The 16908-nt window shown below is 35.8% G+C and carries 16 protein-coding genes and 1 pseudogene; 3 read left to right on the plus strand and 14 right to left on the minus strand.

Annotated features, from left to right (window positions below; all coding sequences use genetic code 11):
• Positions 1-184: 184 nt before the first annotated feature.
• The 10 genes and pseudogenes from ILT06_RS27230 to ILT06_RS32950 form a co-directional block, all read right to left on the minus strand.
• The gene (locus ILT06_RS27230) at positions 185-1732 is read right to left on the minus strand and encodes a glycosyltransferase family 2 protein (protein ID WP_142387398.1); all 1548 of its coding nucleotides are present in this window, start codon (positions 1730-1732) and stop codon (positions 185-187) included.
• Positions 1725-2690, minus strand: a complete 966-nt coding sequence (locus ILT06_RS27235; protein ID WP_103655469.1) for an NAD-dependent epimerase/dehydratase family protein — start codon at positions 2688-2690, stop codon at positions 1725-1727. The genes ILT06_RS27230 and ILT06_RS27235 overlap by 8 nt, the downstream gene beginning before the upstream one ends.
• Positions 2687-3931 carry a nucleotide sugar dehydrogenase gene (locus tag ILT06_RS27240; RefSeq protein WP_064477261.1) on the minus strand — a complete coding sequence of 415 codons (1245 nt, stop codon included), beginning with the start codon at positions 3929-3931 and terminating at the stop codon, positions 2687-2689. Before ILT06_RS27240 ends, ILT06_RS27235 begins: the two co-directional genes overlap by 4 nt.
• Positions 3921-5468 (minus strand): glycosyltransferase family 2 protein, encoded by a 1548-nt coding sequence (locus tag ILT06_RS27245; RefSeq protein WP_103655511.1) that lies wholly within the window; start codon positions 5466-5468, stop codon positions 3921-3923. The genes ILT06_RS27240 and ILT06_RS27245 overlap by 11 nt, the downstream gene beginning before the upstream one ends.
• 13 nt (positions 5469-5481) lie before the next feature.
• Positions 5482-5676 carry an LSm family protein gene (locus ILT06_RS27250; protein ID WP_064477260.1) on the minus strand — a complete coding sequence of 65 codons (195 nt, stop codon included), beginning with the start codon at positions 5674-5676 and terminating at the stop codon, positions 5482-5484.
• Positions 5677-5692: 16 nt separating this feature from the next.
• Positions 5693-6094, minus strand: coding sequence for an LSm family protein (locus ILT06_RS27255; protein WP_098102473.1), 402 nt, complete (start codon positions 6092-6094; stop codon positions 5693-5695).
• A 122-nt stretch (positions 6095-6216) separates the two neighbouring features.
• Positions 6217-7077, minus strand: a pseudogene (locus tag ILT06_RS27265) (sugar ABC transporter ATP-binding protein).
• A gap of 135 nt (positions 7078-7212) precedes the next feature.
• A complete protein-coding gene (locus ILT06_RS27270; RefSeq protein ID WP_088046945.1) occupies positions 7213-8451 on the minus strand; it encodes a serine hydrolase domain-containing protein in 1239 nt (412 codons plus the stop codon).
• A gap of 263 nt (positions 8452-8714) precedes the next feature.
• A complete protein-coding gene (gene nagE, locus ILT06_RS27275; RefSeq protein ID WP_064477256.1) occupies positions 8715-10217 on the minus strand; it encodes an N-acetylglucosamine-specific PTS transporter subunit IIBC in 1503 nt (500 codons plus the stop codon).
• A gap of 171 nt (positions 10218-10388) precedes the next feature.
• Positions 10389-10472 (minus strand): transcriptional regulator, encoded by an 84-nt coding sequence (locus tag ILT06_RS32950; RefSeq protein WP_081257449.1) that lies wholly within the window; start codon positions 10470-10472, stop codon positions 10389-10391.
• Positions 10473-10541: 69 nt separating this feature from the next.
• On the opposite strand from ILT06_RS32950, the gene glsA reads away from it, so the two are divergent.
• Both glsA and ILT06_RS27285 read left to right on the plus strand, forming a co-directional pair.
• Entirely contained in the window at positions 10542-11471 is a 930-nt protein-coding gene (gene glsA, locus ILT06_RS27280; RefSeq protein WP_001149843.1) for a glutaminase A, read from the plus strand.
• 175 nt (positions 11472-11646) lie between these two features.
• Positions 11647-11988 (plus strand): DUF3969 family protein, encoded by a 342-nt coding sequence (locus ILT06_RS27285; protein ID WP_000766602.1) that lies wholly within the window; start codon positions 11647-11649, stop codon positions 11986-11988.
• A 122-nt stretch (positions 11989-12110) separates the two neighbouring features.
• On the opposite strand, the gene ILT06_RS27290 is transcribed toward ILT06_RS27285, so the two are convergent.
• Entirely contained in the window at positions 12111-12722 is a 612-nt protein-coding gene (locus ILT06_RS27290) for a manganese efflux pump (RefSeq protein ID WP_149173989.1), read from the minus strand.
• 130 nt (positions 12723-12852) lie between these two features.
• On the opposite strand from ILT06_RS27290, the gene ILT06_RS27295 reads away from it, so the two are divergent.
• The gene (locus tag ILT06_RS27295) at positions 12853-13506 is read left to right on the plus strand and encodes a DUF1232 domain-containing protein (RefSeq protein ID WP_001136878.1); all 654 of its coding nucleotides are present in this window, start codon (positions 12853-12855) and stop codon (positions 13504-13506) included.
• A 99-nt stretch (positions 13507-13605) separates the two neighbouring features.
• Here ILT06_RS27295 and ILT06_RS27300 read toward each other — a convergent pair whose 3' ends face one another.
• The 3 genes from ILT06_RS27300 to ILT06_RS27310 form a co-directional block, all read right to left on the minus strand.
• Positions 13606-14880, minus strand: a complete 1275-nt coding sequence (locus ILT06_RS27300; RefSeq protein WP_149173990.1) for an acetylornithine deacetylase — start codon at positions 14878-14880, stop codon at positions 13606-13608.
• A 108-nt stretch (positions 14881-14988) separates the two neighbouring features.
• Positions 14989-16410, minus strand: a complete 1422-nt coding sequence (locus ILT06_RS27305) for an amino acid permease (protein ID WP_149173991.1) — start codon at positions 16408-16410, stop codon at positions 14989-14991.
• Between the two features lie 99 nt (positions 16411-16509).
• A complete protein-coding gene (locus ILT06_RS27310; protein WP_000784766.1) occupies positions 16510-16764 on the minus strand; it encodes a biotin/lipoyl-containing protein in 255 nt (84 codons plus the stop codon).
• Positions 16765-16908 lie beyond the last annotated feature (144 nt).

Consider the following 16908-nt stretch of genomic DNA (forward strand, 5'->3'; position numbering starts at 1 on the left):
CTTAAAAGTCTTTATAATTAACCCTTTCCTTAATTGTATTTTTTTGGTATCCTTATATACGAGTCCTATTTTGTAATATAAGAACAATACCCATTGTAGAGCTGTAATACTCTTATCTCCTAATCTGTTATAGTTTTTATAACAGAACAAAAAAGTGTACATATGTTGTACACTTTTTTTGTTACTACTCTAAAACATCTCTTTTTCTATTCCCATCATAGAATCCACCACGGCTGCCTTCTAATACAATTAATTGCTCTAATCCTTCTATATGATCACCTATAATTCGCAAAACAGCTGGAGGATGACCTATTTTTGCAAAATGTTCACTGGGACGAATGCGGTTCATCTTATCGACCTCTACACGACTTACACACGCAATTTCGAATCCTGACAGAATAGCTTTCACTTGGGCTACACAAGGTGACAGTAAAGATCTATACCCGATTTCTTTCAAACACTTACGGCTAAACGCATTCGGTACAGCGATAAGAGAGCCTACTCCTAAATCTTTTCTATCACAAGCTAAATTTAATGCATATTTAAATGCAGTTACAAGATGAAGCGGTACTCTTAAATCTAAATAATGATTTAGATCATTTAATGCGACATCCATTCCATCTGCAATAGCTTTTGCAAATGGATATAGCTCACTAGCTGGAATAACAAAATCACCGTCTATAAATAACACAATTTCTCCTTTGGCGAAATAAGTTCCAAGTGAACGCCCCACATCGTTACCCAGTGCTTCTTTATATACAATTGTTGTTGCTCCCTTGTCTTTTGCAATCGTTGCTGTTTTATCAGATGAACCATTTACAACAACGATAATTTCAAAAGGTTCAATTTTGCGAAGCTCTTCTATTACGTTTCCAATTGTTTTCTCTTCATCTTGTACAGGAATAATGACCGATAATTGCTTTCCTTTATACAACTTAGATGTAACGCCCCATCCTTGATAAAAATCTTCGAAACTTAAAGTATGATAGACACACTCTCTTTTCCTATTTCCATCATAATACCCTCCGCGCTCATCACTGCCTACTATTCGCTCCGCTACAGCTTCTATATGATCACCTATCATCCGTTTTTCAGATTGAGAAAGACCCGTTCCATACGCAGCATGCTCGGTTGGCCGAAATTTATTCGGCGTAATAACGTCAATTGCACAATGACGACTCATTCTCCATTTGCTTTGTACTAGGCGTAAATGAGCTACAATAGGATTAACGAAACATTCATATCCAATGCTTTGAACAACTTCTTTCGTCAACGCATGAGGTACAGATAATAAAGAATCAATTTTTAACTCTTCACGCTCTAACATTGCATTTAATATTTGGCGCCATACTGTCACAGAGTGCGGTTTTTGTTTCTTTAAAAATAATGCGTCCAAATTATTTAAAACGATGTCGGCCTGATCATGTAAAATTGGATTCAGGAATAATTGTAATTTTGAAGTTTGAATAGCAAAATCTCCATCTATAAATAGTAATACATCACCTATCGCATGTTTTGCACCAACCGCACGGCCAACATCATTCCCTAGTAGCTCTGTATACTTGATTACTTTACACCCTAAACGATCAGCAACCTCTTCTGTACCATCCTTACAACCGTTTGCTACTACAATAACCTCTACTGGATTTAATCCTTTTACCGATTGAATAACGTCCGAAATCGTATCCGCTTCATTACATACAGGTATAATAACCGACAGCGACTTAGCCATTGTTTTCTTCACGAAACCATTTAATAGTTTCTTTCAATCCTTGTTCCCACGTTACTGTCGCTTGAAACTGCACAAGTTCTTTTAATTTCGTTACATCTGGTCTTCTATTTGGAATTTCTTCAAAGCCATGTGGGTATACCTCTTCGAAAGGAACTTGGACAATCTTTGAAGAAGATTTCGTTAGCTTTTTAATTACTTCTGCTACATCTTTTATACTCTTTTCGTTCTCAGAACCTATATTAATAATCTCACCATTTACCTTCTCATCCATTGCCCGGATCGTTGCCTCCACCGCATCACTTACATACGTAAAGCAACGTGTCTGCTTTCCATCTCCATATACGAGAATGTCTTCTCCTTGCAGGGCCGCACTGATAAATCGTGGGATTACCCCTGCATACGGACCATCTTTCGCTCTTGGACCATAAATATTAAAATAACGAACAATCGTTACCGGTAAACCTTCTAATGCGTAGCCTAAACATAATGTTTCTTCTAACGTTTTACACACTGCATAACTCCAACGTATTTTAGAAGTTGCCCCGTATAATCGATCCCCCTCTTCAGAGAAAGGTGGGTTTGCCTTACCATATACTTCTGAAGTAGACGCAAAGACTACTTTCTTCTTTCCTTTTAGCGCTGCTTGTAAAATGTTTCTCGTTCCATCAAAATTCGTTTCAATAAGCTCTATACTCTTTTCCATTGTCGTTTTCACACCTAAAATTGCTGCTAAATGAAACACTACATCATGTTGATTTACTAATTCATAAATAGAATTTTTATCTAAAACGCTTATTGGAATAACCCGAATTTCTTTCATTAACTCATCATGATATTTATTTTTTCCTTTATAGAAGTTATCCACAATCGTGACTTCATTTCCTCTTTTCACCAATTCTTCGGCTAGATGCGATCCAATGAATCCTGCTCCACCTGTAATTAAACATTTCTTACTCATACACTCACCTTCTTTATAATTCCACGTGTATCTATTACTCGCTTCATTCCTTTAAAAAGCTTCCAATCGATATTAGAGTGATCAGTTAAAATTAAAATACAATCCGCTTGTTTAATGACTTGTTCATCCAAAGAAACAGATTGGTACAACTTATCTCCAAATTTTGCAGAAGAAATATATGGATCGTGATATTCTATCTCATATCCTTCTTTTATTAACAATTCAATAATTGGTAAAGCCGGTGATTCTCTCAAATCATTTACATCTTTCTTATACGCAATTCCTACAATTAAAACTGATGCAGGTGATTGCACCATGCCTTTTACTTTCCGGACTATTTTCTCTGGCATTTCTTCATTAATCACATGTGCTGCTTCAATTAATTTACTAATTGTCCCATTCTTTTTTATTCTCCATTGGAAATATAAAGGATCTACTGGAATACAATGTCCCCCTATTCCTGGTCCTGGCCAATATGGGGTAAATCCAAACGGTTTTGTAGATGCAGCTTCAAGCGCCTCATAAAAATCAATTCCTAAACTTTCACATAGTGTGTTTAACTCATTTACTAATGAAATGTTGACTAGGCGCTGAATATTTTCAAATAACTTACACATTTCCGCTACTTTTGGAGAGCTAACAGGAACGACTACATCGAAAATTGTGCTATATAAATCCTGTACCTTTTGTTTGCACTGTTCAGTTTGTCCACTAATAACCTTTGGAATATCCTGAACGGAATATTGACTATTTGCTGGATCAATTCTCTCAGGAGAATATCCGATATAGAAATCTTCTCCTACCTTTTGGCCGCCTTGAGAAACAATCGGAATAATAACTTCCTCGAGCGTACCTGGATATGTGGAGCTTTCGAAAATGAAGGTTTGTCCTTTTTGAAGGTTTTGTTGTATATAATGCGAAGCTGAAATGAGGGCACTTAAGTCTGGTTCTCTTTGTTCATTAATTGGAGTCGGGACAGTGACAATAACATAATCACTATTTTGAAAATCAGCAATACCTTGATCCGGTGTATTTACTATTAATTTTTTTTTAGCCAATAAACTTTGTAACAATTTAGAAGAAACATCCGGAATATAACTTTCTCCTTTTACAATTGATTCTATTTTTCTAGTATCTTTATCTAATCCAAGTACTGTATGTCCTCTCTCTGCAAAATGGACTGCCAAAGGAAGGCCAACATATCCTAATCCGATAATGGCAACTGTACTACTAACATTCATTTGTATTCTCTTCTTCCTTTCTCAATTGTTGAATTATATTTCTATCCCGCTCTCCATCTGTAAAACTCCCGCGTTCGTCTGTGGATTGTAATAAATGTGCAATCGCCTCAAGTTGATCACCGAAAATACGGTCAAATGCCGGAATACGTCCATTTACAAATCCATGTTGCTCTGGGCGTACTCGATTTGTTTTTATTACATCCACAAATTCTACTGCTGTAATAGAAAATCCCTCCAAAATAGCTTTCATTTGAGCTAATGGAGGAATAACGAGAGAGTCATATCCTATTTGTTCTATTACCTTTTTATGCATAGCATGTGGTACTGCCGTTAATGAGTTATTCCATAAATCTGGTCGTTTTGCTACTAAATTCACAAAATATTTCCCCATGCTAATTGGATCTGCCGGATGAAACATATCTAATAAACACTGTAAGTCATTTAATGCCACATCATACCCATCTTCAATAGCATGTAAAAATGGAATTAGTTTTTTTCCCGGAATAACAAAATCACCATCGACAAATAAACAAATATCGGCCGTGGCATGCATAGCGCCTATCGCTCGGGCCACATTATGCCCGAGAGCTTCCTCGAATTCAATAACGATCACATTCTCTAACTTTGCTTGTTTACTTGTCTCAATATCAGCTCCATTCGCAACCACTATAATTTCATCTACACCTGCTTTTTTTACTTCTTGTATAACAGACCTTATCGTCATTTTCTCTTCTGATACGGGGATGATCGCACTATATTTCGCTTTTTTCTTTTGTAATACAACTGGTTTATACTTTCCTATAAACCCTCTATCCCTATTTCCTTCCGAAAAACCACCACGCTTACCATATATTTCGATTACGTATTGCAAAGCACGTAAATGATCTCCCATAATACGACTAGTCGCTTTCGGATAAGGCGAATCGGGTGATGTACCAGTATGCACAGGACGCACTTTATTTGTATGAATAACATCGACCGAAGCCGTATCGACAATATCTACTCCTCTAGACATCGCCATCGCTTGAAACAGCGCTGGATCTGCTAAATTCCACCAACCAAATTTCTGAATAACGTCCCTACTCATTGCATGTGGAATTGCGATTAAAGATCCAACAACAAGATCTTTTTTATTCAAATAACGATTCAACATACACTTGCCAACTGTCGTATAATGCGGTCTCATCTTTAAATAAACGGACCATGTTAAATTATTCACAAAAATTTGGTGGCCTTGCTGAATTCCTTTTACGAAACGTTGCAACTCTTTGCTATCAATGACGATATCACCATCTAAAAACAAAACAATGTCACCTTTCGCTTCTCTTGCTCCGATTGCCCGTCCAACATCATTGCCAAAAGAATATTGATAATAAATTACTTGGCAATGATGTCGTGACGCTATTTCTTTCGTCCCATCTGTCGATCCATTATCTACTACGATAATTTCATATGGTTCAAGCTTCTCCACTTCTACTAAAACTTGTGATAAAGTACTCGCTTCATTATGCACTGGAATAACAACTGATACTCTCATACTTGTATCACGCTTACCCTTCCAAGCGAACATAAGAAATAATAGGAATACGTACAACTACATCTTCCGGTGGTCCATAAGAAGGAGAAGTACGAACACTTACTACCCCGTCTGTCACAGATAACAGAATACCTGCAACAATTTCAACAGCTGTCACAACTTGCACTAACTCACCAACATGGTTACGCAATTCATCAGTAAATAACATATATAAATCTCCTTTCTTACGCTTCTTTAATTGATATAATACTTGTAAATGGTACTAAAACTTCAGTTCCGATTCCTTCTTGCAGTGTTAAGAAATCATCACCAACTGCTACAATCACACCTGTTAGCTGTCCAACCGTCACAGTAATTTCGACGTTTTTACCTAAATATTGCTTTGCAATTTCTTTAAACGGTGATGTATTACATTCTTTTAATATGTTACAAATAATAGATTGAAATTGACTTGATTCAATAAATTCTTCCGTAGCTTTCTTTGAATTTCTTTGAATAAACCTTGCAAAGTTTTGCGAAAATAAAATTCGTTCCACAGCAGGTAATAATTTGTCATCTAAAAAATAGCCTAATTGTCTATTAAATAATCGAGATAATTTATGCCAATATTTTTTGAACAGACACATATACTTCTCCTCCTATTATTTTTTAAAGTTTAAAAATTACATCCATACATCTTAATGTATACAGAGCAGGCTTTTTTTGTGATAGGTAAGGCATACATTTTCAAAGAAACAATCTTTTCTAGTCACATAAAAAAGATAGATGGTATTCCATCTATCTTTTTGTATATTTTAATTTTAATTATAACAATAGCAGCTACACTATAATAAACCGCTCGTGGTAATTCTGCCTGCTCACTTATAGAAGCTGTAACAAGTGAACCACCACTTACCGAGAAATACTTAACAGCTTCTAAAGGAATACCATCTTCTTTTACATCAATATGCGTTCCATCTCGCCAATCTATTTTCTGCATTGTTGCTGAAAGGTCCCCAGTCACTTTACCAAATTCTTTACCATCCATCCCTAAAAAGATTCATTCCCACTTTGTTAAACTTAGTACTTGTTTCAACTCTCCAATTTTCTTTCCATCTACATTAGAAAAAGTATAGAAATTGCGTAATCCCTTCTCCTTTTGAACACGCAATAATTTTTCTCCCGAGTGATTATACAAATAAAATTGTTGCTTATGTAGTCCCTTAAAAAGAAACGAAAGTACAGCTTGCCATACACGTTGGATAACCAAATCATACTCTTCTTTTAAAAATCCTAATGCACTGCCATCTAATCCAAAGTACGTTATTACTTGAAATACACCTACCTCTTTGCGAACAACAAATTTTTTTTGCTCAAATAATTCAGAAGTCTCTATATTATAATTTTCCTGTTTAAGCATTTTTGACCTTCGTTTTTCCATAAAACTATATATTAATAATCCAAATGCTGGTAGTACAACACTTATTAATTTCAGATTTTCTTTCTCCGAAGTGAACAGCCTCCCTTTTTTATATTCCATCACTAATACAATTGCGACGATAATCCATACAATGACAGATACAAAAAATATGCGTTTTGCATTACGTGCGTGATGCTTATGTATACTCATGTCCCTCCCCCTTTTCCATTTATCCCGCATTAACTGGCAGTAAGACCCCCACTGATTAAAGTTTCACTTTATTTCATTATCTCATTGCCCCCTACACTTCCTCAATAAAAAAAGACCATCCAATAGGATAGCCTCTTACACTTCAATATTTCGCAACATCGTATAAATGTCGTTATTCACTTTACCAAACGATTTAATGTTGTTTTGAATGTTAGATAATAAAACGACATACACACTTCCGTTTTTACTAAATCCATTTAAGCAATTCCATCCTGGCATTACACCGTGATTTGAATAACTACCTGGGTCTACGTACCAACCAAATCCGTAATCTTTTTTTCCGCCTGTAAACATTTGATCATAGCTCTCTTTTGAAATTAACTTCCCAGAGAAGAGTGCTTCATTAAATAAATATAAATCATGTGCACTTGTATATATATCACCACAACCATATAGTTGTGACATACTTGGAATATTAGGTGTTGTCATATTGTTATTTACTATTTTATAACCTGTCGATGGAAACCTTGTTTGCTCTAACGCTTTACCGAAACCAGAATGTTTCATACCCGCAGTAGCAAAAATATGTTGTTTAATATATTCTTCTAACGGTTGTCCACTTACCTTCTCAGCGATGTAGGCAAGTATCGAATAGTTCGAATCGGAATATTTCCATTTCTCTCCTGGACCCCCAACACGCTTTTGCTTTCCTATTCGTTTTATCAATTCTTCATGAGAAATATCCTCTGTTCCCTGCTCATACTCTGGGATTCCTGATGTATGTGTTAGTAAATGTTTTAACTGAATACCATTACCTTGAGGGAAATCTGGAATATACTTTGCAACCGTATCCTCTACGTTTAATTTATTTTGATCCTTTAATTGCATAATAGCAGTCGCTACAAATGCCTTTGAAATAGAACCAATATAAAAAGTTGTCTCTGAATTATTCGGTACTTGTTTCTCTTTGTTCGCCATACCGTATCCCTTATTTAAAAGAACTTTTCCGTTCTTCACAATAACAGCCGTCCCGCTAAATCCTGCGTTTTGTAAATATTGATCTAATTGAGCGTTTTCATTAATTTCTTGAGGTGGTCCCTCAGCAGGCTTTTCCACAGCTTGTACTTGCTTTACTTGTTCTTCCTGCTCTTTTTGTTTTTGTGCTTCTTGCTTCTTCTTTTCTTCTTTCTTTTTTAGCTCTTCTTGTTTCTTCATTTCTGCTGCTTTTAAAGTTTCTTCTTTCTTATTATGCGCAACAATTTTTGTATACATGAAATATACAACTGAAAATAGTAAGACGAGAATGATTGTTCTTTTTATGTATACAATCGGCCGACGTGCTTTCCCATTCGCATTATTTTTTTCCTGATCCATGATTGCTTTTTTCCCCTTATTTACCGATAATTTAATTCCACTACACAAGATTCATTCCGGATCTTTTTCATAGATTTTTGACATTCCATTCGACGTCATCCCTACTTTATCACGCACTACACATATTACCAACCTATATGTATGAAAAAGAAAAAGAAAATTTACAAAAGTAAGATTCCCGTTAAATTGTTAACAAAAAAAGAGGATATCCTCTAAAAAAATTGATGTTATCAATCTTTTGGGATATCCTCTTATCTCATTATTTATACGTGTTTTTTCATATCATCGGCAACGGATTCAACATTTGTACCTACGATAACTTGGACACTCGTGTTACTTAATTTCATAACACCTTTTGCACCAGCACGTTTTAATGCTGCTTCGTTTACTTGACCAGCATCTTTCACTTGTAAGCGTAGACGTGTTGCACAGTTATCAATAACTGTTAAGTTTTCTTTTCCACCTAAAGCTGCTACGTAAGTTTCACCAATTGAACCTGCAACTGGCGCATCATCCTCTTCAGCTAACTCATCGTCATCTTCACGACCAGGAGTTTTTAGGTCGAATTTCTTAATTAAGAAGTAGAATACTACAAAGTAAATTACTGCGTAAATTAAACCGATTCCCGCTAGCAATACTGGTTTTGTTGCAATACCGAAGTTTAAGAAGTAATCAATTGCACCGGCACTAAATGTGAAACCATCGTGAATGCCAAGTGATGTTGTTACGAATAAAGAAATACCTGTTAACACGGCATGAATACCATATAATACTGGTGATAAGAACATGAATGAGAATTCAATTGGTTCTGTAATACCAGTTAAGAATGAAGTTAATGCTAGACCACCTAACATACCTGTAACCATTTTACGTTTTTCTGGTTTAGCAGCTGCAATCATTGCGAAACATGCTGCTGGTAAACCGAACATCATAACTGGGAAGAAACCAGTCATAAACATACCTGCTGTTTTATCCCCTGCAAGGAAGCGAGCAATATCACCATTTACAACATTACCTGCTGCATTTGTAAAGTCACCAAATACGAACCAGAAGTATGTGTTCATCACGTGGTGTAAACCAATTGGAATTAATAGACGGTTTAATAAACCAAATAGACCTGAACCAACTGCACCTAAATTAACAATTCCATGAGCTAATGCATCGATAGCATTTTGAATTGCTGGCCAAATTTGAGCGAATAGAATTCCTAATATTAGCATCACAACCGATGTAACAATCGGAACGAAACGTTTTCCAGCAAAGAAACCTAACCATTCTGGAAGTTTAATCTTATGGAATTTATTATAAAGGAATCCTGCTATAACGCCGACAATAATACCACCTAAAACTTTCATATCCACTTTAGTCGATAATTCGGCGGCCTTAGATACTTGTGTCATTGTATCTGCCAGCTTAGATGGATCTACATTTGCGCTATTGCCTATTAAATCTTGAACTTTACCTAATTTATCTTGTAATTCTACAGTAGAATATCCCTTACTAAGTGCATCAATACTGTTTTTCATAACCAGATAACCAATTGCACCTGCAAGACCTGCTGCACCACTACCATCAACTGAAAGACCGATTGCAATACCAATTGCAAAAATAAGTGCTAAATTATCAAAAACCGCTGCGCCGGCCTGTGCCATAACAGGAATATCAAATACATCCGGTTGCCCTAAACGAAGCAATAATCCTGCTGCTGGTAGTACGGCGATTGGAAGCATTAACGCTTTACCAATACGTTGTAAAAACTGCAACATTTTAATTCCCCCTATCAAATTTATGAAATCGTTATCATTATAAGTACGCCTTAGAAAACGCTTTCTATTTACATAACCATAATAACATATAGTTGTATAGATGTGTAGTTTTTATTTTCGAATTTTTTATGGATAAATCTCCTATTTCCAAACTGTTATATAAAAGGAAAATTATCCTTTTTTAATATAGAATACTCGAAACGAAATACCTACTATAGTACATATAACTTTCGTTTTATCATTCCACCTTTTCATGTTATTATTTATTTCCGAGCATATCGGGAAAAGTAAACGTAGTTAATTCGAAATAGGAGCGTTGGTACTATGCAGTGCATTGAAACAAACAACTTACAACAGTTGTTAGAACAAGTAAAACCATATACGAAAAAAGGAAAGCTTGCTACTTATATCCCCGAACTAGGAAATGCAAATCCGGCTGATTTAGGGATTGCCATTTTCCATAAAGAAACAGAATACATCCATGCTGGCAACTCACAAACACTATTTACTCTTCAAAGTATTTCAAAAGTAATTACACTTGCACTTGCCCTTTTAGATCGTGGTGAAGAATATGTATTTTCTAAAGTTGGAATGGAACCAACTGGTGACCCATTTAATTCTATTATTAAGTTAGAAACGACAAGTCCTTCTAAGCCACTTAATCCAATGATTAATGCAGGGGCACTAGCTATTACAAGTATGTTAACCGGAAACGATAATGAAGAAAAAATGGAGCGCATCCTTCATTTTGTACGTGAAATAACAGATAATCCTACTATTAATTATTCTTCTAAAGTTGCCAATTCAGAATTAGAGACAGCTTACTTAAACCGTTCACTTTGTTACTATATGAAACAAAACGGAATTATCGATTGTGACATCGAAGAACTTATGGATTTATACACTCGTCAATGTGCAGTTGAAGTAAACTGTATCGATTTAGCGCGTATCGGCTTAATTTTTGCGATGGATGGCTATGATCCATATAAGAAAAAACAAATTATCCCTAAACATATTACAAAAATCTGTAAAACATTTATGGTTACATGCGGTATGTATAACGAGTCTGGTGAATTTGCGATTCGTGTTGGTATTCCAGCCAAAAGTGGTGTAGCTGGTGGTATTTTCGGCTGCGTAAAAGGAGAAATGGGAATTGGTATTTTCGGACCAGCTTTAGATGCAAACGGAAATAGTATCGCCGGTTTTAAAATTCTTGAACTTCTTTCTGCTCAAGAAGGTTGGAGCATTTTTTAATTCAGAGTTATCCTGCTATACTAGCAGGATTTTTTTATTTCATAAAACCCTCAATTTTATCAGCTATCCATATCCTTACAAAAACCGTACTGAAAGTTTCTCTATATCATGCATATTTGCTCCCCCCTCCTGAATAATATAGTACAACCTAGCGCTATATGTGGAGGTGTGAAAGATGAAACTAATATTTCAAATGGAAAAACAGCCTGTTCTTGAAAAAACAATTCTCCTTTTTATATTGAGTATTGTAGAAAGCTTGAAGTTAAAAGTTGTTTCACTCGATGAAGCTCACCGATACATATTCAATTTAGAAGTGCTTGAACTACTAATGGATCGAAACATCGATGATCAAGTACTTGAACTCATCCACTTCGGAATGGGACTTGAAGACATTCATCATGTGCTTCCTGAAGAACTTGAACATACTATTGAAGAATTAAAGTGGCTTTGCATTCAAGTGTTAAGTGAGTACAGTATGCATGAAGAATCGGAACAATTAATTGAAGATATACGTTAAAAAAGCACCTATGTAGGTGCTTTAATATTTATAAAAACAGTAACGTTTCGGTAATTGCGCATCCGGTGTCGATATATGCAATTCATTCGAATATTTCCGAGGAAATGCTCGAACATTGTATGTTACAATAACTGATCTATCCCAATAAAAACTAATAGCATGCCCGCAATAACAGTAGCCCATTTCCCTAAGTATGCTGCTAAAAATCTTTTTCCTACATACGCAAAACCACTAATACAAATAAAACTAAACACCCCAGAAATAGTTGCTGTAAGCCACAGATTCAAGTTTGTTACCCCAGCATCAAATCCACCTGCAATATTATTAATAGACAATGCAATCCCTAAAACAATTGCTTCTGAAAAACTAATTGTTTTAGAACCATCAAAATCTGCTTTTTCTGGATCACGTAAAATTCCCATAAGTACATTACCATCGTTAGAACCTACAGTATTTCTTTGCCCCAAGAAAGGCTGACACAAAATAAACATCCCGATTATTCCTAAAACGATTGCTCCAATCAGGTTTGCAGTAAACTCTGAAATAAGTAACGCTATCCAGTTCCCAAAAAATCCAGCTAACAAAGTAAATAAAAACCCCAAAAATGCGATGATAAAATTGTTAAGCCACGAAATTCGAATTTTACGAATGCCATATGCAATCCCAACACCTGCATTATCTAAATTAGAAGCAATCCCGATTAAAAAAATTGAAAATAGACCTGCCGTACTCATAAACAGCCACCCCTTTTTCTCACTTTTCCATGCATCTTATGAAAATGTTGAGCAACTGTGCCTGTCTGTTTCATATACATGTAATAAATGCTCAACATTTTTTCAACAATAAAAAAGGAGTGCCTTCACTATGCCTAGAGAAAATCCAAATGAGCGGCTTAGTACATTAATAAAAAAACTTTTAAAAGAACGTGCCTTATCCATGCGCCAATTAGGAATGCATACAAATATTGATCCCGCAACAATCTCAAGAATTATGAATGGTAAACAACCGCCAAAACAAAAACATCTACAAAAATTTGCAGAATGTTTGCAAGTTCCACCCCAATTGTTATTTGATGAAATGTATCCTGATTCTCCTCACATTAATAAAGAGAAGACGGATATGTACACGTCTCTTGATACAATTCAGCAAACGCTGCAATCCTCTAACTTATTCGATTTCGACTATACAACAACTCGCGTAAAACAAGAACTTGAAAACTATGAACGCTATGCTCAGACAACAGAAGGCGAAAAACGTATTCATGAAAGTTTCGCCAGTAAATTAGAACAAATTGATAGCGCTGGTCCTTTTATTGAACAATTAACCGATATGTATCAACAATTTTGCAATGAAACTATCTCAAAAGAAGAACGTGCAGTTCTTGGAGGCGCATTACTGTATTTCATTTTATCGACAGATATTATTCCCGACTATCTCTTTCCAATTGGCTATTTAGATGATGCAATTGCTGTTGAATTAGCGAAAGAGAAATTAATCGAACTAAAACGAAAGACATAGAAAAATAAAGAACTATTTCAGTTGTTTCTGTTCAACTCTGAAATAGTTCACTAAAAAATCGTACAAGTATACATACCTGTACGATTTCAACACACTAATCTATTTTTTTGTATGACACCATTCATATATAAATGCTGTTATTACTTTTGTAAATTCAATTAACTGTTCTACTTCAACTTTCTCATTTATTGAATGAGCTTCTTCTAATGTACCTGGTCCGTAAATAACAGCTGGAATATGAAATTCACTAAACCAACCACCATCCGTTACCGTTGCAGACATATCTAAAATTGCATTTTTAGATAGAATTGATTCGTGCACTGAGCTAAGCGTTTTTACTGCTGCATGTTCACAATCTACTTCTAAAGAAGGGAAAATTTCGCCACGATCCACAATCATTGATTCTCCGCCCCACTTAAATTGTGGTGGATTTTCACTTAACCATGGATCGGCAGCCGCTACTTTCTCAATATACTCTTCAATTTCTTTTATTATTTGTTCATATGTTTCATTCGGATAGAAGTGCACCGTTATCCATAACCGGCACTCATCTGCAATAAACGCTGCATGACGTCCGCCTTCAATAACAGCTGGATTAATTGTTGTTGTTCCAGATGGATAGCCTTCATATGTTTTCATGACTGCCCAATGACGCTCTAATTCTTGTAAACTTTGCACAATTTTCATCATTTTTTCAATTGCACTCGCTCCGAATAAACGTCCTCCAGCATGAATCATTTGCCTGCGTGTTGCATCATGAAACGTCTGGGGGCTTTTCACAGTAATCCATCCAGTAATTACGCCGCCCTGTCCTTGCATATGTAAATCACTTGTATCCACTACGACTGCAAAATCAGCATCATAACCTCTTTTGCAGCATTGAAGTGTACCTGCCTCTCCCACTTCTTCCCCAATTACGGATTGAAAGATTAAATCTCCAGGTAATTCAATACCAGCTTCTTGTAAAAGCTGAATAGCAAATAGCGCTCCAGCCAGTCCCCCTTTCATATCTGCCGCACCACGTCCAACTAACCAACCATCTTTTATAAATGGTTCAAACGGATTTGTATCCCACGCCTCATCTGCTGACACTTCAGCTACATCCACATGTCCATTAATAATAAGACTTTTATGTGTGTCACTTTCTATCCCTTTTCTCACCCCAACAACGTTCGGGTCATTCGGATATACATCCCATTTATCAACACTAAAATTTCGTTTTCTTAGAAAATCTGCAACAAATTCTTGCACCTCATTTGTATTCCTCGCCGGCGGTGCTGGTGTTTCAAAGCGAATTAAAGTTTTTGTAAGCTCTAGTAACTCATCTTTTCGTAAATCAATCTGTTCTAATAGCTGTGAAACTTCTTGATTCATCGCTAATTCCCCTTTGCATACATAGTATGTTTCCAGCTTTATTGTCACAAAAAAAGAGACTGTTTACAATTTTACAGTCTCTTTTTTTAGCATAAGTTTCTAATATATTTATAAACTTTCTGCCTCTGTTTTATTTGTTTTTTCAATATGTTCTACCTTACGTGCCTGATTTCTTGTCGCACGGTAAAACAGTAAACAAACAATCATAAATGGAATACCACAATATAATGCCATTCTTTGTTCTGGAATAAAAGCCATACCAACAATTACTGTTACATTTAATACTAACGCAAGCAGTGGTACAAATGGATACAGCGGTGTTTTAAATTTCAAGTCCTTCACATCCCCGCCCTGCTTAATGTATGACCTTCTAGCCAATAAGTTAGATAGAGCAATAGATGCCCAAACTAATATCGCCCCAAACCCAGCAATAGAAAGTAGCCATAAATAAACTGTATCTTCCGCATAAATACCTGATAGTAATGAAAGGCAACCTACAATTGTACTTACAATCAATGCATAAATAGGAACACCATTTTTAGATAACTTACCGAAAATTGGACTAATCATGCCTTGGTTAGACATAGACCATAGCATACGAGAAGTTGCATATAATCCTGAATTCGCAACGGATAGAACCGCTGTAATAATAACGAAATTTATAATATCGGCTGCATAAGGAATGCCAATTTTATCAAATACAACTACGAATGGACTTTCTATCACTCCTGCTTGCTGCCAAGGGAATAAGCCTGCAAGAATGAAAATAGATAATACAAAGAACACAAGTATACGCCAAACTGTATTATTAATTGCCTTCGGGATCGTTTTCTCTGGATTTTCACTCTCTCCAGCTGCAATACCAACTAGTTCCGTTCCTTGGAAGGAAAAATTAACTGCAATCATCGTAATTAAAATGGCTGATAATCCATTTGGAAACAACCCACCATAATCAGTAAAGCTAGAGAACATCGGTGCAGGTTCGTTTCCTTTCATATCTAGAAAACCAAACATTGCTGCCCCGCCTAAAATAATAAATGCAATGATTGTAATTACTTTAATACTTGCAAACCAAAATTCAACTTCTGCAAAACTTCTTGAAGATAACGCATTGATAGCAAAAAGAAGCACCGCAAACACTACACACCAAATCCATGACGGTACATCAGGAAACCATCGTTTCATTAAAATACTAACTGCAATCAGTTCAATACCTATCGTAGCAGACCAGTTTAGCCACGACATCCAGCCGACTACATAACCCGCTGCAGGGGAAATGTGCTTTGTAGCATACGTTTGATAAGATCCTGCGTCAGGCATCGCAACAGCTAACTCTCCAAGACAGAGCATCGTTAAATACATAACAAATCCTCCAACAAGATACGCTACAATCGCTCCTCCAGGCCCAGCTTCATGAATTGTATACCCAGATCCTAAAAAAAGACCGGTACCAATAACTCCTCCAAGTGCAATCATAAATATGTGCCTGCTTTTCAATTCCCGTTTTAACCCTTGGTTTTGATCCATCATATAAATCCCCCCTTTTCCCTTTGGAAACCCATTTCATGTAAGCGTTTTTAAAAATATTCATAATAAGAATAATTATTGAAAAGAGCAAAATACATAGTATCAATCACTACCTGTTATTAAAAGATCATCCCTCACTGTTATTAATAACTTTTTATCAGCGATAGCTTGTCCTTCTACTACTTCTAATGATTCGATATATCCACTGATCCCTACTTTAATTTCTACTTTCTGTTTATCTATTGTTTCAATTAACGCTAATTTCTCCCACTCGTATACGTAAGAACTTTCCGTAACAAATAACTTCTCTACTTTCCCATAACAAGGACTATACACGCCTTCTATAACCATCTTCACTTTATAAACTCCTCCTTCTTATTAATTGGTACTGAAACGTTGCATATCCCTCCTTTAGAGATTTCAACTATTATTTATGCAAAATGCGTACCAATCTCCAATTCCTATTTAAAATGAAGGTTTCTCAAAAAAAAATCTTCATAA

Source organism: Bacillus sp. 17RED48 (genome assembly GCF_019837545.1).
Taxonomy (GTDB): Bacteria; Bacillota; Bacilli; order Bacillales; family Bacillaceae_G; genus Bacillus_A; species Bacillus_A wiedmannii.

Bases quoted from the DNA above. Each gene is read 5' to 3' on its own strand.
- ILT06_RS27230 (WP_142387398.1), bottom strand. From the start codon at position 1,732: ATGGCTAAGTCGCTGTCGGTTATTATACCTGTATGTAATGAAGCGGAT.
- ILT06_RS27235 (WP_103655469.1), bottom strand. From the start codon at position 2,690: ATGAGTAAGAAATGTTTAATTACAGGTGGAGCAGGATTCATTGGATCG.
- ILT06_RS27240 (WP_064477261.1), bottom strand. From the start codon at position 3,931: ATGAATGTTAGTAGTACAGTTGCCATTATCGGATTAGGATATGTTGGC.
- ILT06_RS27245 (WP_103655511.1), bottom strand. From the start codon at position 5,468: ATGAGAGTATCAGTTGTTATTCCAGTGCATAATGAAGCGAGTACTTTA.
- ILT06_RS27250 (WP_064477260.1), bottom strand. From the start codon at position 5,676: ATGTTATTTACTGATGAATTGCGTAACCATGTTGGTGAGTTAGTGCAA.
- ILT06_RS27255 (WP_098102473.1), bottom strand. From the start codon at position 6,094: ATGTGTCTGTTCAAAAAATATTGGCATAAATTATCTCGATTATTTAAT.
- ILT06_RS27270 (WP_088046945.1), bottom strand. From the start codon at position 8,451: ATGGATCAGGAAAAAAATAATGCGAATGGGAAAGCACGTCGGCCGATT.
- nagE (WP_064477256.1), bottom strand. From the start codon at position 10,217: ATGTTGCAGTTTTTACAACGTATTGGTAAAGCGTTAATGCTTCCAATC.
- ILT06_RS32950 (WP_081257449.1), bottom strand. From the start codon at position 10,472: ATGAAAAGGTGGAATGATAAAACGAAAGTTATATGTACTATAGTAGGT.
- glsA (WP_001149843.1), top strand. From the start codon at position 10,542: ATGCAGTGCATTGAAACAAACAACTTACAACAGTTGTTAGAACAAGTA.
- ILT06_RS27285 (WP_000766602.1), top strand. From the start codon at position 11,647: ATGAAACTAATATTTCAAATGGAAAAACAGCCTGTTCTTGAAAAAACA.
- ILT06_RS27290 (WP_149173989.1), bottom strand. From the start codon at position 12,722: ATGAGTACGGCAGGTCTATTTTCAATTTTTTTAATCGGGATTGCTTCT.
- ILT06_RS27295 (WP_001136878.1), top strand. From the start codon at position 12,853: ATGCCTAGAGAAAATCCAAATGAGCGGCTTAGTACATTAATAAAAAAA.
- ILT06_RS27300 (WP_149173990.1), bottom strand. From the start codon at position 14,880: ATGAATCAAGAAGTTTCACAGCTATTAGAACAGATTGATTTACGAAAA.
- ILT06_RS27305 (WP_149173991.1), bottom strand. From the start codon at position 16,410: ATGATGGATCAAAACCAAGGGTTAAAACGGGAATTGAAAAGCAGGCAC.